Here is a 23,478-nt window from a genome sequence, read left to right as displayed (position 1 = left end):
AAAACTTATAAGCCTGAAGCAAACCCGCCTTGTAGAGCGGGTGCGCTGCTGTTCAGATGCTCATCTTCTTGAACACGCCTTCCGGGATGTTGCGGATGATCAGCATGATCAGCCGCCAGACCGGCCGCACATAGACGATGCTTTTTTGCTTGGCGGTGGCATCGGTGATGGCGCGGGCGACTTCCTCGGGCTGGGCGGTCAGCTTTTCCGGCAGGTCCATGCCTTCGGTCATCTGCGTGGCGACAAAGCCCGGTAGAACGGTGACCACATGCACGCCCTGGCGGGCCAGCCGGTTGCGCAAGCCGGACAGGAAGGCGGTAAAACCTGCCTTGGCGGAGCCGTAAACGTAATTGGTGGCACGGCCGCGGTCGCCGGCAACCGAGCTGATGCCGACCAGTGTGCCGGAACCGCGCTGCTCGAACCGGCTGGCCAGAACCGACAGGATGCTGGCCGGGCCTTCTAAGTTGCTGCGCAGCACGCGCGCCGCGGCGGCGGGGCTGGTTTCGCTCTCGGCCTGCTCTCCCATGAACCCAACCGCGCAGACCGCAATACCCGGCAGCTCAGGCAGCGCGTCGGCAAAGCCCTCGTGATCCTCCAGCGCCAAGGCATCGAATTCATGCAGGGTGACCGGCACGCCGTGGCGCAGTTCCAGATCGGTCTTCTGAGGGTCCAGATCGCCGGCATTGCGGGCGGCCAGCTGCACCGGGTGGCCTTGCGCAGCATAGGCATGAGCGACCGCCAGGCCGATGTCAGACCGGGCGCCAAGGATCAGAACGGGGGATTTGGTCATAGCGAAAGCCTTTGCGACTGGGCGGACTGGAAGGATGGGTGCAGCCCGGACATCTGCCGCATCCCGGCAAATTCTGCCGCCCTGGGGTCGGCAGCGCGCAGCGTGTCCCGGTTCATCCGGCTATCCTTGGCCAGGTAGAAACGGCCGCCGTGGGCTATGGTGATACGGTCGAGCTCCTGCATCAGCAGCAGGCTGCGGCGGTTGACCGGGAAGTCCAGCGCCAGCGTGTAGCCCTCCAGCGGGAAGGAAAAAGGGCTGTCCTGCGGCCCCAGCCGTTTGAGCACCGCCAGGAAAGACCCCTGCCCGGCGGCGGAGATCGCCTGGAGCAAGGCGCGCAAGCCCGGCCGCGCGCTATTGAGCGGCAGCACGCATTGGAACTGGGCAAAGCCCTTGCGCCCGTAGATCCGATTCCAGCCCAAAAGCGCGTCGAGCGGGAAGAAGTAGCTGTCATAATCGGTGATCTGCCGACCGGCTTTGCGGGCACCCGCCCAGTAATAGGCAGCATTGAATGCGCGCACGGTGAAACGGTTCAGTGCAAAGGATGGGAACACCGGCGGCACGGTGCGCTTGCCTGCGCCGGGGACAGCATAGGGCCGCGCCACCTGTTCATAGCTGAGCTCCTGAAGTCCGGCATGTTCCCCCAGCATAACCAGCGACCGGCCCAGCGTGTCCCCGCCTGCCAGGCAGTCGATCCAGGCAACCGAATAGGTTGCGGCGGCGGAGCGTTCGAAGATTTCGATGGCAGCGTCGAGATTTGCCGCCGGTAGCGTCTCCTGGCGGATCCAGGCAGAGGGCACCTGGCGCAGGCGGATGGCGGCCCGAAGGATCACGCCAGTCAGCCCCATGCCGCCAGCGGTCCAGTTGAATAACTCGCTGTTTTCCCGGGCAGAGCAGCGGCGGACCGTGCCGTCCGCCCCCATCACATCGACCCATTCCAGGCAGCTGCGGAAGCTGCCGTCCTTATGGTGGTTCTTGCCATGCACATCGGCGGCAATCGCACCGCCCAGGGTCACGAACTTGGTGCCCGGCACCACCAGCGGAAACCAGCCGCGCGGCAGGAAAGCTGAGATGATATCGCCCAGCAGCACGCCGCTTTCCGCCACCAACAGGCCGGTCTCCGTATCAAAGGCGATCATCTTGCTGAAATGGCGCATATGCAGCGTCGCTGGCACGCCCGCCGCGCTGTCGCCATAGGCGCGGCCGTTGCCGCGGGCGATTACGGAAGGATTGCGGGCGATCAGCTCCTGCAGCTCCGCCTCGCTGCGCGGCGCTAGCAGCTGCGCCTGGGTGACGGGGTAGTTGCCCCAGCCGGACAGCCGCCTCATTCCGCCTCCGCAGTTCGACTGGCAAAAACGAAATGCCGGTCCAGCTGGTATTTCACCGTGTAGCCGATCACCAGCCCCAGTATCGCCCCGGTCTCGCGGGCCGCATCGGTGCCCCAGGTAAGCCAGAACAGCGTCTCGGTGATCCAGAACACTGCCGTGGTCGCAACCCCCATCACCGAGTACAGTAAAAATGTCCGGCCCTGGTGTTTCAGGCCGCCCTGCTGGTCAAAGAAGATCCAGCGCTTGTCGAGCAGGTATTTGACCACCAGCCCGGCCAGGGTTCCTGCGGCCATGGCGGCGGTGAAATAGGCACCGGTCTCCCCCGCCTGCAGCACCGCGCGCTGGGTGGCGAGGTTCACAGCAGTGGCAGCCGCCGCAAATGCGGTGTAGCGGACCAGAAGCTGCTGCAGGGTCATATCGCGCTGCTCCAGACCGCAAAGGACATCGCGATCAGGAAGCACAGCTGGCTGCCGCGGTCGCGCGCCGCATAGACCACCGGGTCGTCGTGCATCTGACCGCGGTGGGCCAGCATCACCGTGCTGGTGATCCAGTAAAGCAGCACGCAGCAAATCCCCCACAGCCCCTGCGGAGTGGTGTAAAGCCCGGCCACCGCCGGCGAGTTGAGGTAGAGTGCCAGAACCAGAACCGAGACATAGCCCGCGGCGATGGCGATCATCGCGATCACTGGCAGGTCGTCAACATGGTAGCCGCGCCCCTTGGCAGTCAGCTGCTGGCGCTTGGCGCTGTCGACCAGCTCCGCCTGGCGTTTCACAGCGGCCAGCGAAAAGAAGAAGAAGATGGAAAACGCCAGCAGCCAGACCGACAGCGGAATCCCGGTGGCCGCGCCGCCCGCCGCGATGCGGATGGTGTAAAGCCCGGCCAGCAGGCAGATGTCCATCACGATCATCCGCTTGAAATGCAGGGAGTAAGCCGTTGTCATCGCGTAATAAAGCAGGATGACGCCCAGGAACAGAAGACCCAGCGGCAGGGCCGCCGCCAATCCGCCCAGAAACAGCGCCGCCGCCATCCAGCTGCCGTGCTCGATCGGGATGCGACCCGCAGCAAAGGGCCGGAAGCGTTTGCGCGGATGAGCGCGGTCGGCGTTCAGATCCAGCAGGTCATTCACCACATAAACGCTGGAGGCGATCAGGCTGAACGAGAGGAACGCCAGCAGTGACTGCATCAGGGTGACCATGTCCAGCTGATGCGCGGCCAGCATCGGCAGGAAGACCAGGATGTTCTTGAGCCACTGATGCGGCCGCAGCGCCTTGAAATACGCGGCCGGAGAGGTCTCCGCCGTTGCCAGGTGTTCGGTGTCGGAGGCGGCCTGCTCTGCCTTCTGGCGCAGTGCCGGGGCGGCGTTCACCGTGACCGCCTTGGCCGCCAGCCGCCAGACCGGCAGATCGGCAGGGGAGTCCCCCATATAGGCAAAACCGCCCGCGCCAAACCGGCTTTGCAGAAAGTCCGCCTTGACCGGCCCTTTGAGGTTTTCGGTGCCGCTGGAGCCATGCACCTCGTCAAACAGGTCCAGATGGGCCGCAATCTCATCTGCGATGGACTGATCGCTGGCGGTCACCAGCGCTGTCTGGCCGCCGCGCTGCCGCCAGTCCCTGACATACTCCATCACCTCCGGGTCATAAGGGAGGCTTGCCGCGTCGATGCGCGAGGTGCCGGCCAGATGCTGCTTCAGCGCCGCCCGCCCCTGCAGAAGCGCGACCGCCGCGGTAAGGGGGCTTTTCCAGTCGCGGCCGAAGGACGACCAGAAGCTTTCATAGAGGATATTGCTGCGCAGCAGGGTGCCATCCAGGTCGACGGCGAGCATGCCGGGCTGCCCGGCCGGAAGCGATGAAACTGTCGTCAAATGAAGTCAACCGAAAGAAGGTTTTGTCCCTGCTCCGCTTGTACCAGCAGCTCTGCTTTTTGGCTAGGTGTCAACTTGCCAGCGCCGGAACCGCCTGTTGCACCGATGCCTGCGCCGCAGGTGTTGTCCAGCGCGGGGAATTTCCTGCACGTGCCGGGTCGCATATAACCGGGAAAAAGCTTTGAGGTCTGGCATGACAACTCCTCCACACGCTCCCGGCACGGCGCCTTCACCGGCGCTCGGGCCGGCTTCGCTGCCGCGTGAAACCACGGTATTCACCCTTGCCGCTGCGGTGATCGTGCTGGTGTCCCGGGCCCTGGCGGCGCTGCTGCTGGAGATCCGCCCCGATCCCGTCCACCTCTCCGAGGCGTACCAGCACCTGCCGGTGCAGCAGCTGCATGACGGGCTGCTGGATGCGCTGATAACCTTGCATTCGCAGCCTCCGTTCTGGAACTTCCTGCTGGGGCTGGCGGCCAAGGCCTGCAATGCGCAGGAGGCCTGCATGATCCAGCTGATCTGGGGCAGTCATGTGCTGCTGACGGTCGTGACCGCAGCCAGCATGTTCGCAGCCCTGCGCCTGCTAACCCCGTCGCGGCGGATGGCTTGGCTGCTGCCGCTGGCCTACGTGCTGTCGCCGGCCGTGTTCTATTACGAGAACTTCATCCTCTATGCCCATTTCACTGCAGCGCTTTTTGCCCTGTCCTGCCTTTGCGTCCTGATGCTGCTGAAAACGCGCCGGACGCTGTACTTCCTGCTGTTCTGTGCCTTTCTGGCGGTCCTGTCACTGACTTGGACGCTGTTTCACCCGATATACATCCTGCTGGTTGGCGGCCTGGTGCTGTACAAGGCCGGTGCCGGACCGCTGCGCGCCGCCATTCTGGCCCTGACGCTGGCGGTGTCGCTGCTGCCGTCGGTCAAGAACAAGGCAGTCTTTGGCATCTTCAGCTCGGGCAGCTGGCTGGGTCTGAACGTCTCGCAAGTGGCGCCGGAGCGGATTGAGGGCTGTTCCTTCAAGACCTTTGCCGAGACCCATGGGCTGATCGGCCGGCACGTGGGCAGCGCACTGAATGATCCGCGGATGATCACTTATTCCAAGTCCTGCCTGAAGAAATCGCTGGAGGTGATTTCGGCCAGCCCCCTGCGGTATGCTGCCGGTGTCGTTGTGCGCGCCTCCACCAGCCTGTCGCTGTGGCCGAACGAATACCTGTTCCCGCCGCTCAATTGGGACCGCTTCCCCAAGCTGCCCGACACCCATCGGGTGCTGACCGGAGACAACAAGATCGTGATTGATCCCAGCCTGTCGCGGTTCCTGACCCTGGCGCTGAACCTGTTTGCGGTGATTGCGCTGGTGGAGCTGGCGCGCCGGGACCAGGAAGAGGCAAGGCGGGCGTTCTTCCAGGTGATGCTGCTGTCCGTGGTCTTGTTCCTGGGGGTGGCGCACGCGGTGAACGGTCCCGAGCAGGAGCGCATGCGCTATACCCTGCATCCGCTGTTTTGGGGGCTTTATGCGGTGGTGGTCTTGGAGGCTGGCCGCCGCCTCAGGCGGCTGGCCGGGCGCGCGGGTGCAGAGAACCTGCCTTCGGCAGACGGCTCGCGCTAACCACGGACGAAAGCATGTACCCGAAAGACCTCAGCCGAATGCCACGGGAGAAAGCAGAACGGGCTAGAATGGAACCGGAGAAACCGCTTTAGAGGATCAATCTTCCTGCCTAAATCCGCTTGACTGGGACGCCCCGTTAACGAGGTTCAGACCCTAGTTGGACCTGCCTTCAGATTTGAGGGGATGTCTTCTGTCAGCCGTAGAGGTCTCGTCTTTCAACATAAAATTCGCCGCATAACCGTGGATTATGATCGAGAGCAGAATGGTTAGAACTGCGATACGCCAAACAGCGTCGATGTCACTGAACTCTGCATGCGTTTGAGCGTAGGCAATGTAGAAAACCGTTCCCATTCCTCGAATTCCGAAGAAGGCCATGACCTGCCCCCCGCAAAATCCCTCACCATGAAGTAGAGTCTGCCCAACCTATGTAGGAGCAGACGAATGCGTAAGAGCCGTTTCACCGAGGCGCAAATCATTGGGATGATCAAAGAGCAGGAAGCCGGGATGCCGACAGCAGAGGTGTGCCGACGGCACGGCCTGAGCCCGGCGACCTTTTACAAGCTGAAGTCCAAATATGGCGGCATGGAGGTTACGGAGGCCGCGCGGCTGAAGGCGCTGGAAGATGAGAATGCCAAGCTGAAGCGGCTGCTGGCAGACACGATGCTCGACAACGTGGTTTTGAAAGACCTGCTGGGAAAAAGCTGACGACACCGAAAGAGCGGCGAGAGGCAGCGCTCACTGCGATGCGGGATCACGGCATCTCGCAGCGCAGGGCCTGCCGGCTTGTCGGTGTCGACCCCAAGACGGTCCGGCGCGAACGCCCGCCCGACCATCCCGAGATCCGCCAGGAGATGAAAGAGATCGCTGGCAAACGCCGCCGGTTCGGCTACCGGCGGATCGGCGTGCTGCTTGAGCGCAAAGGCATGATCATGAACCACAAGAAACTCTACCGGCTCTACCGCGAAGAAGGCCTTGCGGTAAGGAGGCGGCGGGGCCGCAAGCGTGCCCGGGGCTCGCGAACGCCGATGCCTGAAGCCACGCAGCCCAACCAGCGCTGGTCCCTGGACTTCCTGGCGGATAGCTTCGGCGCGTCGCGGAAATTCCGCATCCTGGCCGTGAATGATGACTGCTGCCGGGAAAACCTGTGCCTGGCCGCGGACACCAGCATTTCAGGAGAGCGCGTTGCCCGGGAGCTGGACGCGCTCGTCCGGATCTACGGGAAACCCGCTTGCATTGTCAGCGACAACGGCACGGAATTCACCAGCCGGGCAATCCTGAAATGGGCCGACAGGAACGGCGTGGATTGGCATTACATCGACCCCGGAAAACCGCAGCAGAATGCCTTCATCGAGTCGTTCAACGGCAGCCTGCGGGACGAGCTTCTCAATGAAGAGCTGTTCGATACCCTGGACGATGCCCGCCGCAAGCTGGCGCTGTGGCGCTACGATTACAACAACGTCAGGCCCCACTCTTCGCTGGGGAACAGAACGCCAAAGCAAGCGCGGCAGGCGCTTGAGCTATTTGAGGGTTCCGCGCCCGCCGCGCTTGCCAAGCCCGAAACCGACGACTACCAAAATCAAACCCGCAGACTCTCCTCATGAGCGAGGGACCAGCGGGGGGCAGGTCATCCGGCTTGTGCCGCTTGTTCGCCATTCTCAGTCCTCCGTTACCTAAACATAACGGTAGGCCAGTTCAGTTACGGACATGGGAAGTTAGCAGAAAGGCACCAAATCAGCCTAAGTTCAGGTTGGATCAGCCAAGGGACTGAGTGTCACGGTGTGAAGGAAACCCAGGAAGCTCTCTAGAGCCCTACCGCAGCGTTGTACGGCGTTCTCTTGTCTATTTTTCGATCAGACTTCTAAATCTGCAGTGTTAGCGTTCCATACTGACACGCATTTCACAGCACCTTCGAATAGACATAACAGACAGACTTCAATTTCAGTCGTAGGAATGCTGCCCGCGCCATCCAGTCCCAACTCTTTACGAAAGAAAACGTACCAACCAGAAAAGACCACATCACAACCATAATTGGCGCAATGATCTATATAGGCCAGACCTTACTTCTTCCGGCGCTGAAGGCGCCGAAACAAAAGTGCGGGCCTTAGGGAGAGGATCTGCCTTTATTGCTTCTACAAGCGCGTCAGACATTCCTCGGTGGTACCCGCTTAGTCGCGAGTAGAAGCCAGGGTTTATCCCTCAATACATAACTTGAGTGTTCGTTGCCCGCTGGCCCGGAACAACTGCGCCACCTGAGGGCTACGCTATTCCGGGCAAGCTGTCGACATGAACCCTCTTACCGAGAACTTGTCCTTAAAAGCACGTGTAAGCGCTTTTATTTCATGTCCAAGGCTTCCTTGTACATTTCCAGCACCGCCTCTTCTTCGGCGATGTCGTTCTCGTCGCGCTTGCGCAGGGCGATGATTTTGCGCATCACCTTGGTGTCATAGCCGCGCCCCTTGGCTTCGGCCATCACTTCCTTCTGCTGCTCGGCGATGGTCTTCTTCTCTTCGTCCAGACGCTCGAACCGCTCGATAAACTGGCGCAGTTCGCCAGCGGTCACACGGTAGTTTTCGCTCTTTTCGTCTTCGGTGATGTCCATCTGCGGCTCCGTCGGCACATGCTGTCTGTTGCTGTCGGAGCAAGGGGATAGCGTCCCGCCCGCCGCGCCGCAAGCCGGGAAAGCGGCAGAGCCGCGCCAAGCGGCAAAATCCGGCACCTGCGCCCGCACGGCTTGCACGCGCGGCCCGGATCAGCTACGCGCGGCGCAGCGAAAAACCCGCAGGAGCACGCCTATGTTCGATCTTATTGTCTGGACCGGAGCCGCCTTGTCCGTTGCCGGGCTGCTTGGGCTGGTCTGGTGCATCATCAAGGTCGCACGCGCCCGCCGCCAGAAACTGGATGACGACGCGCTGCGTGCTGTGGTGCAATCGGTGCTGCCCTATAATCTGGGCGCCCTGTTGTTGTCGGTTTTGGGCCTGATGCTGGTGATGGTGGGAATTTTCCTGGGCTGAAGCCTGGCTCGCCCCTGCCGTCAAACCGGCATATTGTCGAACATCTCTTCCACCGCTTCTTCGCACAGCGCGGCTTCCAGCCGGCGGAACCGGCGCGGGACTTCTGCGCCCTTTTTGCGCATGTGATCCAGCAGCCGGATGAATTCGGGCCGCATCGCCAGCCGGGTGGCTCCGGTCTCCCGCTGAATTCTGCTTTCCAGCTGTTCGACGGTGTGAAACAGATCGTCCATTGTCATAAGCAGTCCTCCCTACGTCCTGCGATTTTGACAGTATTTCGCAACAGGAATACGAAATCCCGCAAAAATTGTTCTCCATGCCGTAAATTTGCGCATCTTTTACGGCCTGCTGCCGCTTTTGCGGCTTTACTAAACACCCCGGCATGCTAGCGCAGCGCCGCATCGCCCACCTTGACACACATCAGACTGCTGCGATGATTTCAAGGGCGCCTGCCGCTCTCAGCACTGGCGGCCTTGAAACATATTCTCAAATCGATATATGATTTCCCATCATCCAGGGAGACTGACAAATGACCCCCGCCGTCAAAGCTTTTTTCGACGAAGCCACCAACACGGTGTCTTATGCAGTGCGCGATCCGGAAGGCACGGCCTGCGCCATCATCGACTCAGTCCTGGACTTTGACCACGCGGCCGGGCGCACCAGCACTGCCTCCGCCGACACCATCATCGCCTGGGTCAAAGCCGAGGGGCTGCGGGTGGAGTGGATCCTGGAAAGCCACGTGCATGCCGACCACCTGTCCGCCGCCCCCTATCTGCAAGAGCATCTGGGCGGTAAGATCGGCATCGGCGACCAGATTACCGTGGTGCAGGACACATTCGGCAAGGTGTTCAACGAAGGCACCGAGTTTCAACGCGACGGCAGCCAGTTCGACCAGCTGTTCCGCGAAGGCGACAGCTTCATGATCGGCCAGCTGCGCGGCGAGGTGCTGCATACACCCGGCCATACACCGGCCTGCCTCACCTATGTGATCGGCGATGCCGCCTTTGTGGGCGATACGCTGTTCATGCCCGACTTCGGCACCGCCCGCTGCGATTTTCCAGGCGGCTCCTCTGCCGACCTTTACAATTCCATCCAGAAAATCCTGGCGCTGCCGGATGAAACCCGGATCTTCGTCGGCCATGACTACAAGGCGCCGGGCCGCGACGACTATGCCTGGGAAACCACCGTGGGCGAGCAGAAAGCGCTGAACGTGCATGTGGGCGCGGGCCGCAGCATCGAGGAATTCGTCGAAATGCGCGACGCCCGCGATGCGACGCTGGGAATGCCGCGGCTGATCCTGCCATCACTGCAGGTGAACATGCGCGCAGGCCAGATGCCTGAGCCGGATGACCAGGGCGATGTGTTCCTGAAGATCCCGGTCAACAAGATCTGACCGGGCCAGCGGAGAAAAATGATGCAAGCAGACTGGATTTGGGGACTGGGCGGCGGCCTGCTGATCGGGCTTGGCGGCGCAGTGTATCTGCTCGGCAACGGCCGGATCATGGGTGCCAGCGGTATCCTGGGCGGGCTGCTGGATGGCAGCGGCCGCAACACCGCGGCAGAGCGGATCGCCTTCATCGCCGGGGTGATTGGCATGCCGCTGCTGATCGCGTTGCTGACTGGCGGCACTCCGGATACCCATGTCACAAGCAATGCTGCGGTTCTGGTGCTGGCCGGCCAGCTGGTGGGCATCGGCACGCGCGTTGCCAATGGCTGCACCTCCGGCCACGGGGTCTGCGGCATTTCCCGCCTGTCCCTGCGCGGGATTGCGGCCACTGCGGTCTTCATGCTGGCAGGCGTCCTCACACTCGCGGTGCTGCGCCAGATGCTGGGGGTGATCTGATGCTTCGTATTATCCTGGCTTTGCTTGCAGGCAGCCTGTTCGGGGCAGGACTGATGCTGTCAGGCATGACTGACACCGCCAAGGTGCAGGGCTTCCTGGATATCTTCGGCCATTGGGATCCCACCCTGGCCTTTGTGATGGGCGGGGCGCTGCTGCCGATGGCGCTGGCATGGCGGTTGACCGCAGGCCGCAAACCCGCCGCCGGCGGAAGTTTCCCCTCCCCGCCCTCTGCAGAGCTGGACCGGCGGCTTGTCCTTGGTTCGGTGCTGTTCGGCATCGGCTGGGGCCTGGTGGGCCTCTGCCCCGGCCCGGCAATGGCCTCGCTCAGCTATAACAGCTGGCAGGGTGCGCTGTTCCTGGCGGCGATGGCATGCGGCATGATAGCCGCCCCTGCGGTCAGCCGGCATCTGGACCGGGGCGCCGCAAACGCGTAAGGACTCACCCATGGAAGCACGCGTAATCACCCCCCGCTATTCGGTCTCGCCGCAGATCTCGGCTGAGGATCTGCCCGCCATTGCCGCCGCCGGTTACAAGACTGTGATCTGCAACCGCCCGGATGAAGAAGTGCCGCCCAGCCATCAGGCCGAGGCGATCCGTGCCGCGGCAGAGGCAGCCGGGCTGCGGTTTGAGGTTCTGCCTCTGACCCATCAGACCATGACGCCGGAGAACGTGGCGCTGCAGCGGGAGCTGTATGAGGGCGGCGAAGGCCCGGTGCTGGCCTATTGCGCCTCCGGCACGCGCAGCTCTGTGGTCTGGGCCCTGAGCCAGGCAAGCGACATGAGCGCGGACGATATTCTGGAGAAAACCGGCGCGGCTGGCTATCAGCTGGATGGGCTGCGCCCTGCGCTGGATTCACTGGCAAGCCGCTGAGCCGTTGACCGGAAGTGTGCCTGCCCCAGCATGGCAGGCGCTTCCAAGCACTCAGCTCTTTGACCCAATGTTTACACCGCGCACCGAGCGGTAATGGAAGGGGCGCCTCCTGTCAGCGCTGATGGGTGCGGGCGGAAGGCGCCGCAATCGTTCAGAGGAAGGGACTGAACGTCTGGCATCGCTTCGGGCGCCGTGCCTCAACCGCTTCCGGACTGCCGGCCGGTGCGGGGGACCGTATCCAGGACATTTACTGGTCTGGCGTATAGGGCTGCGGGTCAATCGCCTGAGCAAGGCCGCGACCAGACAGTTCCAGCTGATTCAATCAGCCGTTTTCCGTCAGCGCGCTGTCCAGGCCGGCCAGCTGCGAGATTTCTGCTGCCGCATCGCCCGACTCGAAATCGCCGAGGTCGGCGGCAGGCAAGTCAGGCAGATCCGGCAGGTCGGGAAGGTCCGGCAAGCCGCCGTCCAGGCCATCCATGCCCAGCCCGCCATCGCCGTCAAGGCCGGACAGGTCCAAGCCATCCAAGCCGGCATCCATTGCCCCCATACCGCCGCTCATTCCGCCGCCATCCAGCGCCGGGGCTGCCTCCAGCGCGGGCAGTCCGTTATCTTCCATCGGGTCCTGCAGCCCCTGGTCGGCGATGCCCATCCCAAGCGCCGGCGGGCCATCCGGCATCGCATCCATGCCAGCGCCGTCGGAGAACGCCATATCGTCCGCGCCGGCATCGCTGACCAGCGTGGTTCTGGGCTGGTTCAGACGGACCGCACGGGCTCCGTTCATCTGCCCCAGCCGCCCTTGCGCCACCGGCTTGCCGCCGATGGTCAGCAAATCGGTTTCATAAAGGTAGGCTTGATCCAGCGGCAGCGTGTCGCCAACCTTCAACCCGGCAAAGTCGCGCAGCGGCACGCGCATCTTGCACAGAACCGCCGTCAGCTCAGCGCGGATTGAATCGAGGTTACGGCCCAGTGACGGCCCCTGGGAGCCGCCGCCCTGACCGTCCTGCAGTTCCTCCGCCGTGGGTTCCGGCAAGATCAGCTTCATCACGCCCTGCATGGCGCCGCAGGCAAGATCCAGGTTCAATTCGATCACCCGGTAATCCTCAGCCTCCAGCCCCAGCACCAGGCTGCGCACGTTCTCAACCTGTGCGCCAAAGCGGTATCCGGAGAAGATGGCCTGATCCGCGTGGCCATCCAGCATCGACATGACCTTGGCAAAGGTGCGTTCCAGAAATTCGGCGGTCATGGCAGCATCGGTGGGGGTATAGACGCGTTCAGCCGGCGCCTTGCCGATCACCGCGCCAATTGTCTGCTGCTGGATCAGCGCGGTCACGGTGGCCGCGTCCATGCTGGCCGCACCGATCCGCCCGTTCGGGCAATCCAGCACCACCAGAAGATCCTTGTCGGACAGGTTCTGGGCAAGATCCTCAGGGATGCGATTGCACTGGCGGGCCGCCAGCACGGCCATCGGAAGCTCGCACAGATCCGCAGCCGCGCGCGCGACAGAACGGCGCAACGCCTTCAGCGTCAGGGAGCTGTTGATCGCCCCGGCGCCTTCCTTGGTTGCTGCCAGCTTGCGTGCAAGCACACTTTGCTTACCGCTGCCCGCCTGTGCTGCTTCTGTCTCAGACATAGGCTGTTTAACCTGCCCCATACGCGTCCCGTTTCCTTGGTTTTACCCGAAAGGAGGTTAACAACTTCTGTATTCCCGCGCAGGTTACGCCGCCTTTTCGCCCGCGGCGGGTAAGGAAACCCGGAAAGCGCCGCCGCTGCGCCCAGGCAGATAGCGGATATCGCCGCCAAGCCGCTGCATGACCTCGCGGCAGATCGCCAGACCCAGCCCGGCCCCGCCCGCGCGTTCAGGGCTGACGCGGGAAAACTTCTCGAAAATCATCTGCTGGAAATCCGCAGGCACGCCGCTGCCATTGTCCGTGAAATCAATATGCAATTGCCCGCCGTCGGCCGTGGTGGAGATGGTCAGCTCCGGGTCGTCCGCGTCGCAGTATTTCTGAGCGTTGGCGATCAGGTTGATGAACACCTGCGCCAGCCGGTCGAGGTCGGAGGAGATGCGGTATGCCTCCGCCTCGGGGCTGCGGGTCACCTTGAGCGGCCTGTCTGACCCCGCCAGAGCAGCGGCGACCGCGTGGTCCAGCACTTCCGTCAGGGTGCCTGCCGTCATGTTGAGGCTCACCTGGCCGTTCTCCAGCACGCTGAGGTCCAGAAGGTCGTTGAGCAGCCGGGTCAGCCGCAGCGTCTCGTCATGGATGATGCCGGCATAGTGGCGCTGCTCCTGCGGGCTGAGCTGAGCGTCGTCGCGCAGGATTTCCGAAAACGCCCGGATCGACGTCATCGGCGTGCGCAGCTCATGGCTCACCTGGCTGAGAAACGCGTCTTTCTGCTCTGAAATCTGCGTAAGTTTCTCGTTTGTTTCCCGCAACTTGCGAGCCGTTGCCGACAACTCCGCCGATTGCGCCTCCAGACGGCTGGAGTATTCCAGCATCTGCGCCGTCTCATCCGCCACCGCCAGCAGATCCTGCACCGAGACCGACGAGCCGCCAACGATCTGCCCGATCATCGCATGCGCCGCCGCAGCCCCGATGGAAGCACTGAGCTCGCGCTCCAGCCGCTCCAGGAAGGCAGGCGTCGGCTCCGGCAGCGGGCCGCGGCCGCCCTGACGCAACCGTTCCCGCTGGAAGAAGGCCTGCGCCTCGGAGGCACCGAGGATCCGCTGCGACATGATCATCAGGTCCTCGGATTGCGCCACAGAGCCGGTCCAGCCGCGCGGGCCCGCGGAATGGTCGAAGACATTGACAAACTGCGCGCCCTGCAGCCGCTCCAGCGGGCTGGGGAAGCTCATCAGCGAGACCAGGCAGAAGGCCGTGGCATTGAGGCTCATCGACCACATTACCGCGTGCACCGTCGGGTCCATTCCCTCGATCCCGAACAACGCTTCGGGCCGCAGCCAGCTGAGGCCGAAAAGCCCTTCACGCAGGATGTGTTCCGGCAGCAGGCCGCCGCCGAGTGCGGGCAGCAGCATCGTATAGAGCCAGATGGCAAAGCCCACGGTGAGACCGGCTAAAGCACCGCTGCGGGTGGCGCCGCGCCAAAACAGCCCGCCAACCAGCGCCGGCAGGATCTGCGCCACTCCGGCAAAGGAGATCAGGCCGATAGCCGCCAGCGCGGCAGCGCCGCCCGAGAGATGATAGTAGAAATACCCCAGCGCCATGATCACCGCGATCGACACCCGGCGGGAGAACAGCACCACGTCGCGCACATCGCCGGAAACCGAGGCCTGGCGGCTTTGCAGCCGCAGCCAGACCGGCATCACGATATGGTTCGACACCATCGTCGACAGCGCCATCGCCGCCACGATCACCATCGAAGTCGCGGAGGAAAAGCCGCCAAGGAAAGACAGCACAGCCAGCCCCTGCTGGCCTTGCTGCAAGGGCACCGTCAGCACGAACATGTCCGGGTTGGCACCCGCGGGCAGCAGCTCCAGTCCGACAACGGCGATCGGCACCACGAACATGGAGATCAGCAGCAGATAGAGCGGGAACGCCCAGGAGGCGATGCGCAGGTGGCGCTCGTCCTCATTCTCCACCACCATCACCTGGAACATCCGCGGTAGGCAGACAAAGGCGGCAGCCGCGAGGAAGGTGATGGTTGCCCAGCGGCTGCCGTCGACGTTCCACTGGCCGATCTGCGAGGCATCAATGCGCTGCAGCGTCTCACCGACACCGCCGGCCACACCCCAGACCACAAAAACCCCCACTGCCAGCAGCGCCGCCAGCTTGACGATGGCCTCGAGTGCAATGGCAGTCACCACCCCGTGGTGGCGTTCATTGGCGTTGAGGTTTCGGGTGCCGAACAGGATTGCGAACACCGCCAGCCCGGCGGCCACCCAGAACACGGTCGAGGTCTCGTTATAGCCGCGTATGGGGTCGGCTTCGGCGAAGATGGCAAAGGACAGGGTCACCGACTGCAGCTGCAGCGAGATATAGGGGGTGACGCCAATCACGGCGAGGATGGTCACCCCGGTGGCCAGCAGGTTCGATTTGCCATAGCGCGAGGATATGAGGTCGGCGATGGAGGTGATCCGCTGGCTGCGCCCGATCCGCACCAGCTTGCGCAGGCCCCACCACCAGCCGATCATGACCAGCGAAGGGCCGAGGTAGATGGTCACGAACTCCAGCCCGGAGCGCGCTGCGTAGCCGACCGCGCCGTAAAAAGTCCAGGCGGTGCAATAGACCGACAGTGACAGCGTGTAGATCAGCGGCGAGCGCATCCAGGCCGCACTGCGGCCGCGGGAGGCCATCCGGTCGGCCCAGAAGGCGATGAAGAACAAAAACGCCACATAGGCAAGGCAGACAAAGGCCAGCACGTTGAGGGAGGCCATCAGCCGTCCTCCCCGTGATCCGGCCGGTCACCGGGCAGCCCTGCCCCGTCCGGCCCTCCGCCGGTCCAGTGATCGGCCCATCGCTGCACCGCCATGCTGAAGACAAAACAAGCGCCGATCAGCCCGATCCAAACCGAAAACACATAGATAACGGCCGAAGACATGCTGACCCCGTCCCGGGCCGCCGGATGGGTGGACGCCTCAGGCCACAACAGCGGCAGCGCCAGCAGCAGCGCCCCCAGCACCGGCAGCAGCCGGGCGATATCCATCAGGCGGCGGCGGCGGTAAGTCTGGCGCTCCGCGCGGGTGCCCGTTTGCTCTTTGGCGCCGCCCTCCCGGGTCATCCCTGCCCGGCCTGGGCGTGCAGGTCCCGCACTGCGGTCAGCACCTCGGCATTGGAAAAGGGTTTGGTCATGAAACGGGTGACGCCCGCTTTCTCCGCCATCTCGCGGTCGCGCATCTGGCCGCGGGCGGTCAGCATCAGCACCGGCAGCGCCTGCATGGCGCTCTCGGCGCGCAGTTCGCGGACAATCTCCAGCCCGCTCTTGCCCGGCAGCATCAGATCGAGAATCACCAGGTCGGGATCGGCATCCCGGATCACCTCGACAGCGGTAGCGCCATCGGTATGCGCATCCACACTCCACCCGTCCCGGGTCAGCAGAAACCGGATGGCCTCGGTGATATTCGGCTCATCTTCGATCAGTACAACATGCCTGCCCATCAGCAGAATTTCCTCCCGGCGCTCCTTGCCGGACAAGCCGGCACAGGCACGCATTCCTTTTTGCGCAGGTTAGCCCCGCGGCCATGCGGCTGTCAAAACTCTTCCTTCAGGATCGACGGCTCGCGCCGGGCCGGACAGCCCTGGCGCGGGCAGATCCGGCAGCTAGCGCCAACCGGCTGCGGGTCCTGCGGGTCCTGCGCCTCCTGGCCGCCGGGCAGGATCAGCATCACCGCCCGGTACAGCGGGTCGGCCCCGAAATCCGGCATCTCCAGCGGCCAGGCGACCGCCATGCAATCAAAGGCCGCGGCATTGCGCCCCTGCTGCACCACTCTGCGCCGCACCGGCACATGCGCGCGCACCAGTGCGGTATAAAGCGGCCACAGCGGACAGGACGCCCCGAAGCGCGGCATGGCAAAGCCGGTGACCGGCTTGCGGAACAACAGCGTGCCGGAGGCATCGCAGATCACCAGCCCGGCTTCCCGCCCCAGCACCTCCTCCGGCAGCGCGGCCAGACGCCGCAGCACCACTGGCAGGCTGCAACCGAACTGCCGCGCCAGCGCCACCGGGTCGAGCCCGCCAGAGCGTATCTGGCGCGACAGTGCCGGCAGCGGCATGGCGCGGGCATCTGCCTGGTATTGCTCCAGCGCAGCGCGGGCCAGGCTGCGGGCGGCTTCGCTTACCAGCTCGGGAGCGTCCCGCACCAGATCCTCCGGTGCAGCAGCGTCCTCCTCCAGTGCCGGGAAGTGGAAACGGCTGGCCTGCAGGAAGGCTTCGGCCTCCTCCTGCGGCATCCCACGGCGGTCCTCGCCGGTATCCCCCTCATCCAGAAAACTCACCAGCGCCCGGCTGCTTTCCGACAGCCGCAGCGAATCCTCGTTGAGGTTTTTATGAAAGCGGTCGCGCCATTCCGGCTCCAGCTCACCGGTTTCCGCCAGGATCGACGCGGTGGAGCGGATCGCGGCGGCGGTCGACAGCACCTCATGCACCGAGGCCGCCAGATTGGGGTCATGGGTCAGCCGGTCCGACAGGGTTTCCACCGTCCGCTCCAGCGTGGCGATGCGGCGGTGGCCGGCGGCCAGCACCTCGGCCCAGCCGGGAAAGCGGCCTGCAAATTCGTCCACCCGGTCCAGCTCCGCCACCGGCACGCCGCTGTCTGCTGCCGCCTCCCGCAGGGTGGAGATCAGCGCCGCCTCCGCCCCCTCGCTCAGCATCGAGGGTTCGACCCCCAAAACCCCGGCAATGCCGACCAGAAGCTTGCCGCCGATTCTGCGCCGGTTGTGCTCAATCAGGTTGAGATAAGAGGCTGAAATCCCTGCCTCCCGCGCCAATTCGGCCTGACGCAATCCAAGGATGAGCCTGCGCTCGCGGATCCGGCTGCCAGTGAGGGTGTCGCGTGCCATTCAGGCGGGCCTCCCAAAACACTTCCAATTCAAGGGCTTTCTGCAACGCAATATAACTTTGTTTACAGTATGCCGCGGAATATTGTTCATTTATTTACAGAATTTTCAAGCTGCAAAAGGGTTTTATTGCTTGGGTTTACATGACGCTCTCATACTGATTTTGCACGAACAGTGCTGGTACCGCGCAGAAGTGAGGAGCTGCAAGGCACCAATCATATTAGGGAGGAATACATGTCTAAATTTGACGTTTCGCGTCGTGGTGTCCTGAGGACCGGCGCACTCGCAGGCGCCGGTGTGGCGCTGCCGACTATCTTTACCGCCTCTTCCGCCGCCGCTTTCACCAATGAGCCGACCGGCGGCACCGTCACCCTGGGCTTCAACGTGCCGCAGACCGGCCCCTATGCCGACGAAGGCGCAGACGAGCTGCGCGCCTATGAGCTGGCGGTCGAGCATCTGAACGGCGGCGGCGACGGCGGCATGATGAACACCTTCAGCTCCAAGGCGCTGCAGGGCAGCGGCATTCTGGGCAAGAAGGTGGAATACGTCACCGGCGACACCCAGACCAAATCCGACGCCGCCCGCGCCTCCGCCAAGTCGATGATCGAGAAGGACGGCGCGGTGATGATCACCGGCGGCTCCTCCTCCGGTGTGGCAATCGCCGTGCAGGGCCTCTGCCAAGAGGCAGGCGTGATCTTCATGGCTGGTCTCACCCACTCCAACGACACGACCGGCAAGGACAAGAAGGCCAACGGTTTCCGCCATTTCTTCAACGGCTACATGTCGGGTGCAGCGCTGGCGCCGGTGCTCAAGAACCTCTATGGCACCGACCGTATCGCCTATCACCTGACAGCCGACTACACTTGGGGCTGGACCCAGGAGGAATCGATCGCCGCCGCCACCGAGGCGCTGGGCTGGCAGACCGTGAACAAGGTCCGCACACCGCTGGCCGCCACCGACTTCTCCTCCTACATCGCTCCGGTGCTGAACTCGGGCGCCGACGTGCTGGTGCTGAACCACTATGGCGGCAACATGGTGAACTCGCTGACCAACGCGGTGCAGTTCGGCCTGCGCGAAAAGGTGGTGAACGGCAAGAACTTCGAGATTGTCGTGCCGCTCTACTCCCGTCTGATGGCCAAAGGCGCCGGTGCCAACGTGAAGGGCATCCACGGCTCCACCAACTGGCACTGGACGCTGCAGGACGAGGGCTCCAAGGCCTTCGTGAAATCCTTCGGCACCAAATACGGCTTCCCGCCGAGCCAGGCCGCGCACACCTGCTATGTGCAGACCCTGCTTTACGCGGATGCGGTCGAGCGCGCAGGCAGCTTCAACCCCTGCGCCGTTGTGGAAGCGCTGGAAGGCTATGAGTTCGACGGCCTGGGCAACGGTCCGACGCTCTACCGTGCCGAAGACCACCAGTGCTTCAAGGATGTTCTGGTGGTGCGCGGGAAAGAGAACCCGACCTCGGAATTCGACCTTCTGGAAGTGGTCGAGGTCACCCCGCGGGCACAGGTGGAATACGCACCGGATCACCCGATGTTCGCTGGCGGCAACCTGGGCGCCTGCAACCCGGGCGCATAAGCCAGCCACAGGGCGCCGGAACTTTGAAAAAATTCCGTGCCGGATTCCGTACCGGAATCCGGCTGCCCCAACCGGCCCGTCCGCTCCCCCGCCGGACGGGCCATCCCGAACCTGACGCACGGTGGGACCCATGGACGCCATTCTCCTGCAAATCCTGAACGGGCTCGACAAGGGCTCGGCCTATGCGCTGATCGCGCTGGGATTGACACTTATCTTCGGCACGCTGGGCGTGGTGAACTTTGCCCATGGGGCCCTGTTCATGATCGGCGCCTTCTGCGCCGTTACCCTGCAACGCATTCTGAACCTCAGCTATGAGGTAGTCGACGAGACCCAGACCGACTTCCTCGGCAACCCTCTCAAGGTGAAAACCCCCTATGTCGAGGCCTGGTTCGGCCCCGAATTCGGCGGTGCCATCATCGACTGGGCGGTGCCGCTGGCGATCCTCTTTGCCATCCCGATCATGATCGGCGTCGGCTATGTGATGGAGCGCGGGCTGATCAAGCATTTCTACAAACGCCCCCACGCCGACCAGATCCTGGTGACCTTCGGTCTCGCCATCGTGCTGCAGGAAGTGGTCAAGTATTTCTACGGCGCCAACCCGATCCAGACCCCGGCGCCGGACGCGCTGAACGGAGTGGTGAACCTGGGTGCCGTGATCGGCATGGACATCATCTATCCTGTCTGGCGCGTGGTCTATTTCTTCTTTGCCGTGCTGATCATCGGCGGCATCTTCAGCTTCCTGCAATTCACCACCTTCGGCATGGTGGTGCGCGCGGGCATGGCCGACCGCGAGACAGTGGGCCTTCTGGGCATCAACATCGACCGCCGCTTCACAATCATGTTCGGAATCGCCGCCGCCGTCGCGGGCCTGGCCGGTGTCATGTACACGCCGATCAACTCCCCCAATTACCACATGGGCATGGACTTCCTGGTCCTCAGCTTCGTGGTGGTGGTTGTCGGCGGCATGGGCTCCCTGCCCGGCGCGGTGCTGGCGGGCTTCCTGCTGGGCATTCTGGAGAGCTTTGCCTCGATGAACGAGATCAAGTCGCTGATCCCCGGCATCGACCAGATCATCATCTATGTGGTCGCAATCATCATTCTGCTGACCCGCCCGCGGGGCCTGATGGGCCGCAAAGGCGTGATGGAGGACTAAGACATGTTCGGACTGGACAAAAGAGACACTTCCCTGCTGATCATCGTCGCCATCCTGACGCTGTTTGCACCCTTCATCCTGAACCCCTTCCCGGCCGGCAGCGCCATGGCGCAGTTCAACGCGGGCTATCCGGACCTGATGCAGCGGTTCGTGATCTTCGGGATCTTCGCCATCGGCTTCAACATCCTGTTCGGCCTCACCGGCTACCTGTCGTTCGGCCATGCTGCCTTCCTCGGCGTCGGCTCCTACTCCGCCGTCTGGATGTTCAAGCTCATCGGCATGAACGTGATCCCGGCCATCGTTTTGTCGGTGATCGTCGCGGGCCTGTTTGCGCTGCTCATCGGCTTCATCAGCCTGCGCCGCTCAGGCATTTACTTCTCGATCCTGACGCTGGCCTTTGCGCAAATGTCCTTCAACCTCGCCTATTCGGTGCTGACCCCGATCACCAACGGTGAAACCGGCCTGCAGCTGACGCTGGAAGATCCCCGTATCCTGGGCGTCTCCGCCACCGCCGACGGCTCGATCCCCGTGACCAACCTGTTCGGGCTGGAGATGCGCTCCACATTCGAACTCGCCGTGGGCCCCTGGGCGTTCCAGTTCAACGCAGGCTATTACCTCTGCGCGCTGATCATGCTGGCCGCCTTCTACCTGGCGATCCGCATCTTCCGCTCGCCTTTCGGCATGATGCTGCGGGCGGTGAAGTCGAACCAGCAGCGGATGAACTACACAGGCCTCAACACCCGGCCCTACACCCTGGCTGCCTTTGTGATCTCCGGCATGTATGCGGGCCTTGCAGGCGGGCTGATGGCCTCGATGGACCCGCTGGCCGGGGCTGAGCGGATGCAGTGGACCGCCTCCGGCGAAGTCGTCCTGATGACCATCCTGGGCGGTGCCGGCACGCTGATCGGCCCGGTGCTGGGCGCAGGCTTCATCAAGTACTTCGAGAACATCTTCTCCAAGATCAACGACAACGTCCTGCACACCTGGTTCAGCTTCCTGCCGGACGGGATGGAGGACGCGGTCGTGTTCCTGATCCACCCCTTCATCGGCAAGGGCTGGCACCTGACCCTCGGCATCCTGTTCATGCTGGTGGTGATCTTCCTGCCCGGCGGCCTGGTCGAAGGCGGCCAGCGGATCAAGGGCTGGCTCAGCCGCCGCAAGGCCAAAGACAGCAACGCCTCTGGCGAAACCAACCCCGCGGAATAAGGAGACAGAACAATGGGTATCCTTGAAGTCAAAGACGTGGGGAAACGGTTCGGCGGCCTGCAGGCGCTGTCCGATGTGAACCTCAGCGTCAAGGAAAACTCGGTCCACGCGATCATCGGACCGAACGGCGCGGGCAAGTCCACCCTGCTCAATTGCCTGGTGGGCAAGCTGATCCCCGACACCGGATCCGTCATGTTCGACGGCCAGTCGGTGCTGGGCCGCGCGCCGTATGAAATCAACCAGATGGGCATCAGCCGCGTGTTCCAGACGCCTGAGATCTTCGGCGACCTGACGGTGCTGGAAAACATGATGATCCCCTGCTTTGCCAAACGGGACGGCGCGTTCGAGCTGAACGCCCTGTCCGCGGTGCTGCGGCAGAAGGACATTCTGGAAAAGGCCGAGCACATGCTGGAAGAGATGAACATGGCAGACAAGCGGCACATGCACGCCGCCGCCATGTCCCGCGGCGACAAGCGGCGGCTGGAGATCGGCATGTGCCTGAGCCAGGAGCCGCGCCTGCTGCTGCTGGACGAGCCGACCGCGGGCATGGCGCGGGCCGATACCAACAACACCATCGACCTGCTGAAACAGATCAGCGATGAGCGCGACATCACCATCGCCATCATCGAACACGACATGCATGTGGTATTCAGCCTCGCCAACCGGATCACGGTTCTGGCCCAGGGCACGCCGCTGGTCGAGGACGATCCGCAGAACATCCGCGGCAACCCGAAGGTGCGTGAAGCCTATCTGGGCGAGAGCGCGTAAAGGAGAAACACCATGAATGTGAAACCCGATTTCTCCAAGAACGCCAATGTGGCCTCCACCGCCCCGGCATTCCTGTCGGTCTGGGATGTGCACGCCTACTACGGCGAGAGCTACATCGTGCAGGGCATCAACTTCAACGTCCACGAGGGCGAGATCCTGGCGCTGCTGGGCCGCAACGGCGCGGGTAAGACCTCGACCCTGCGTTCGATCGCCCGCACCGGCTCGCCGATGGTAACCCGCGGCGAGATCTGGCTGGACCACAAGCCGCTGCACAAGATGACGTCGTATGAGGCCGCCGCCGAGGGACTGGGCCTGGTGCCCGAAGACCGCCGCATCATTCCCGGCCTGACGGTCGAGGAAAACCTGCAGCTGGCGCAGATCGCGCCGCCCATCGGCTGGTCGCTGGAGCGCCTCTATGACCTGTTCCCGCGCCTTGGCGAACGCCGCAAGCAGGAGGGCGTGACCCTGTCAGGCGGTGAGCAGCAGATGCTGGCGATTGCCCGGGCGCTGGCCCGCGACATCAAGGTGCTCTTGCTGGACGAACCCTACGAGGGCCTGGCGCCGGTGATCGTCGACGAGATCGAAAAGACCCTCATCCACATCAAGGAACAGGGCATGACAACCATCATTGTCGAGCAGAACGCGGTCCGCGCCCTGGAACTGGCGGACCGTGCAGTGATCCTCGATACCGGCGGCATCGTCTTTGACGGCACCGCCGCCGAGGTCCTGGCCAACGAAGAGCTGCGCGCCGAATACCTGGCGATCTGAGGCGCGCGCCAAGCCATACATCTCCGTCTTGCCGGCCACCCGCGTGCCGGCATTGGCAGACTGAGGCCGGCTCTCCCCTGAGCCGGCCTTTTTTGCAAACTGCTGGGCCTAAGCCGTAAACATCAGTTTTTGCCGCAATAAACCCCGGTTATACGGCCCCGGTTTCTGCACCCCTCCAACTTGGCGCCTATTCT

General features: G+C 63.3%; 23 protein-coding genes. 12 read left to right on the top strand and 11 right to left on the bottom strand.

The features are described from left to right. Positions 1-52: 52 nt before the first annotated feature. Genes AC5STI_RS03005 through AC5STI_RS02990 form a run of 4 tightly spaced genes read right to left on the bottom strand, consistent with a single transcriptional unit; the run spans position 53 to position 3,937 of the window. Entirely contained in the window at positions 53-790 is a 738-nt protein-coding gene (locus AC5STI_RS03005) for an SDR family oxidoreductase (protein WP_495445528.1), read from the bottom strand. Beyond that, positions 787-2,115, bottom strand: a complete 1,329-nt coding sequence (locus AC5STI_RS03000) for an FAD-binding oxidoreductase (protein WP_495445527.1) — start codon at positions 2,113-2,115, stop codon at positions 787-789. Before AC5STI_RS03000 ends, AC5STI_RS03005 begins: the two co-directional genes overlap by 4 nt. Next, complete coding sequence (locus AC5STI_RS02995; RefSeq protein WP_495445526.1) at positions 2,112-2,531, bottom strand: GtrA family protein; 420 nt, start codon at positions 2,529-2,531, stop codon at positions 2,112-2,114. The genes AC5STI_RS03000 and AC5STI_RS02995 overlap by 4 nt, the downstream gene beginning before the upstream one ends. Next, positions 2,528-3,937, bottom strand: a complete 1,410-nt coding sequence (locus AC5STI_RS02990) for a UbiA family prenyltransferase (protein WP_495445525.1) — start codon at positions 3,935-3,937, stop codon at positions 2,528-2,530. The genes AC5STI_RS02995 and AC5STI_RS02990 overlap by 4 nt, the downstream gene beginning before the upstream one ends. Before the next feature lie 232 nt (positions 3,938-4,169). Here AC5STI_RS02990 and AC5STI_RS02985 point away from each other — a divergent pair, with 232 nt between their 5' ends. Both AC5STI_RS02985 and AC5STI_RS02980 read left to right on the top strand, forming a co-directional pair. After that, positions 4,170-5,576 carry a hypothetical protein gene (locus tag AC5STI_RS02985; RefSeq protein ID WP_495445524.1) on the top strand — a complete coding sequence of 469 codons (1,407 nt, stop codon included), beginning with the start codon at positions 4,170-4,172 and terminating at the stop codon, positions 5,574-5,576. A 441-nt stretch (positions 5,577-6,017) separates the two neighbouring features. Then, positions 6,018-7,177 (top strand): IS3 family transposase gene (locus AC5STI_RS02980; RefSeq protein WP_495445279.1). Its coding sequence is split into 2 segments (ribosomal slippage): positions 6,018-6,276 and positions 6,276-7,177, totalling 1,161 coding nucleotides; the frame shifts between segments, so codons are not numbered across the junction. Between the two features lie 731 nt (positions 7,178-7,908). On the opposite strand, the gene AC5STI_RS02975 is transcribed toward AC5STI_RS02980, so the two are convergent. After that, positions 7,909-8,175 carry a DUF2312 domain-containing protein gene (locus AC5STI_RS02975; RefSeq protein WP_475051459.1) on the bottom strand — a complete coding sequence of 89 codons (267 nt, stop codon included), beginning with the start codon at positions 8,173-8,175 and terminating at the stop codon, positions 7,909-7,911. 193 nt (positions 8,176-8,368) lie between these two features. On the opposite strand from AC5STI_RS02975, the gene AC5STI_RS02970 reads away from it, so the two are divergent. Beyond that, positions 8,369-8,587 (top strand): hypothetical protein, encoded by a 219-nt coding sequence (locus AC5STI_RS02970; RefSeq protein WP_475051457.1) that lies wholly within the window; start codon positions 8,369-8,371, stop codon positions 8,585-8,587. 20 nt (positions 8,588-8,607) lie between these two features. Here AC5STI_RS02970 and AC5STI_RS02965 read toward each other — a convergent pair whose 3' ends face one another. Next, positions 8,608-8,823 (bottom strand): hypothetical protein, encoded by a 216-nt coding sequence (locus AC5STI_RS02965; protein WP_475051454.1) that lies wholly within the window; start codon positions 8,821-8,823, stop codon positions 8,608-8,610. 290 nt (positions 8,824-9,113) lie between these two features. Here AC5STI_RS02965 and AC5STI_RS02960 point away from each other — a divergent pair, with 290 nt between their 5' ends. From AC5STI_RS02960 to AC5STI_RS02945, 4 genes are read left to right on the top strand one after another with little or no spacing between them, the layout of a single operon-like run. Then, a complete protein-coding gene (locus AC5STI_RS02960; RefSeq protein ID WP_490399492.1) occupies positions 9,114-9,977 on the top strand; it encodes an MBL fold metallo-hydrolase in 864 nt (287 codons plus the stop codon). A 21-nt stretch (positions 9,978-9,998) separates the two neighbouring features. Then, positions 9,999-10,427, top strand: coding sequence for a YeeE/YedE family protein (locus tag AC5STI_RS02955; protein WP_495445523.1), 429 nt, complete (start codon positions 9,999-10,001; stop codon positions 10,425-10,427). Further along, complete coding sequence (locus AC5STI_RS02950; protein WP_490399494.1) at positions 10,427-10,861, top strand: DUF6691 family protein; 435 nt, start codon at positions 10,427-10,429, stop codon at positions 10,859-10,861. Before AC5STI_RS02955 ends, AC5STI_RS02950 begins: the two co-directional genes overlap by 1 nt. Positions 10,862-10,871: 10 nt before the next feature. Further along, positions 10,872-11,297 (top strand): protein tyrosine phosphatase family protein, encoded by a 426-nt coding sequence (locus AC5STI_RS02945; protein ID WP_495445522.1) that lies wholly within the window; start codon positions 10,872-10,874, stop codon positions 11,295-11,297. Positions 11,298-11,619: 322 nt separating this feature from the next. On the opposite strand, the gene AC5STI_RS02940 is transcribed toward AC5STI_RS02945, so the two are convergent. From AC5STI_RS02940 to AC5STI_RS02920, 5 genes are all read right to left on the bottom strand, one after another. Then, on the bottom strand, positions 11,620-12,927 hold the full coding sequence (locus tag AC5STI_RS02940) for a FliM/FliN family flagellar motor switch protein (RefSeq protein WP_495445521.1): 1,308 nt from the start codon (positions 12,925-12,927) through the stop codon (positions 11,620-11,622). Between the two features lie 84 nt (positions 12,928-13,011). Then, positions 13,012-15,690, bottom strand: coding sequence for an ATP-binding protein (locus AC5STI_RS02935; protein ID WP_495445520.1), 2,679 nt, complete (start codon positions 15,688-15,690; stop codon positions 13,012-13,014). After that, positions 15,690-16,034 (bottom strand): hypothetical protein, encoded by a 345-nt coding sequence (locus AC5STI_RS02930; RefSeq protein WP_490399498.1) that lies wholly within the window; start codon positions 16,032-16,034, stop codon positions 15,690-15,692. Before AC5STI_RS02930 ends, AC5STI_RS02935 begins: the two co-directional genes overlap by 1 nt. After that, positions 16,031-16,411 (bottom strand): response regulator transcription factor, encoded by a 381-nt coding sequence (locus AC5STI_RS02925; protein ID WP_495447723.1) that lies wholly within the window; start codon positions 16,409-16,411, stop codon positions 16,031-16,033. The genes AC5STI_RS02930 and AC5STI_RS02925 overlap by 4 nt, the downstream gene beginning before the upstream one ends. A gap of 92 nt (positions 16,412-16,503) precedes the next feature. Next, a complete protein-coding gene (locus AC5STI_RS02920) occupies positions 16,504-17,811 on the bottom strand; it encodes a short-chain fatty acyl-CoA regulator family protein (RefSeq protein WP_495445519.1) in 1,308 nt (435 codons plus the stop codon). A gap of 231 nt (positions 17,812-18,042) precedes the next feature. Between AC5STI_RS02920 and AC5STI_RS02915 the strand changes: the two genes are divergently transcribed. The 5 genes from AC5STI_RS02915 (at position 18,043) to AC5STI_RS02895 (ending at position 23,284) form a co-directional block, all read left to right on the top strand. Beyond that, positions 18,043-19,389 (top strand): substrate-binding protein, encoded by a 1,347-nt coding sequence (locus tag AC5STI_RS02915; protein WP_475051439.1) that lies wholly within the window; start codon positions 18,043-18,045, stop codon positions 19,387-19,389. A 130-nt stretch (positions 19,390-19,519) separates the two neighbouring features. Continuing rightward, positions 19,520-20,542, top strand: a complete 1,023-nt coding sequence (locus AC5STI_RS02910) for a branched-chain amino acid ABC transporter permease (protein ID WP_475051437.1) — start codon at positions 19,520-19,522, stop codon at positions 20,540-20,542. A gap of 3 nt (positions 20,543-20,545) precedes the next feature. Then, positions 20,546-21,748, top strand: coding sequence for a branched-chain amino acid ABC transporter permease (locus AC5STI_RS02905; protein ID WP_475051435.1), 1,203 nt, complete (start codon positions 20,546-20,548; stop codon positions 21,746-21,748). 12 nt (positions 21,749-21,760) lie between these two features. Next, positions 21,761-22,516, top strand: coding sequence for an ABC transporter ATP-binding protein (locus AC5STI_RS02900; protein WP_495445518.1), 756 nt, complete (start codon positions 21,761-21,763; stop codon positions 22,514-22,516). Positions 22,517-22,528: 12 nt separating this feature from the next. Further along, positions 22,529-23,284 carry an ABC transporter ATP-binding protein gene (locus AC5STI_RS02895; protein WP_421056005.1) on the top strand — a complete coding sequence of 252 codons (756 nt, stop codon included), beginning with the start codon at positions 22,529-22,531 and terminating at the stop codon, positions 23,282-23,284. Positions 23,285-23,478 lie beyond the last annotated feature (194 nt).

The sequence above is a fragment of the Leisingera sp. CC-HEC096 genome, from assembly GCF_059429235.1.
Note: the sequence above shows the minus strand (reverse complement) of the source record. Positions and strands in the feature narration are given on the sequence as shown.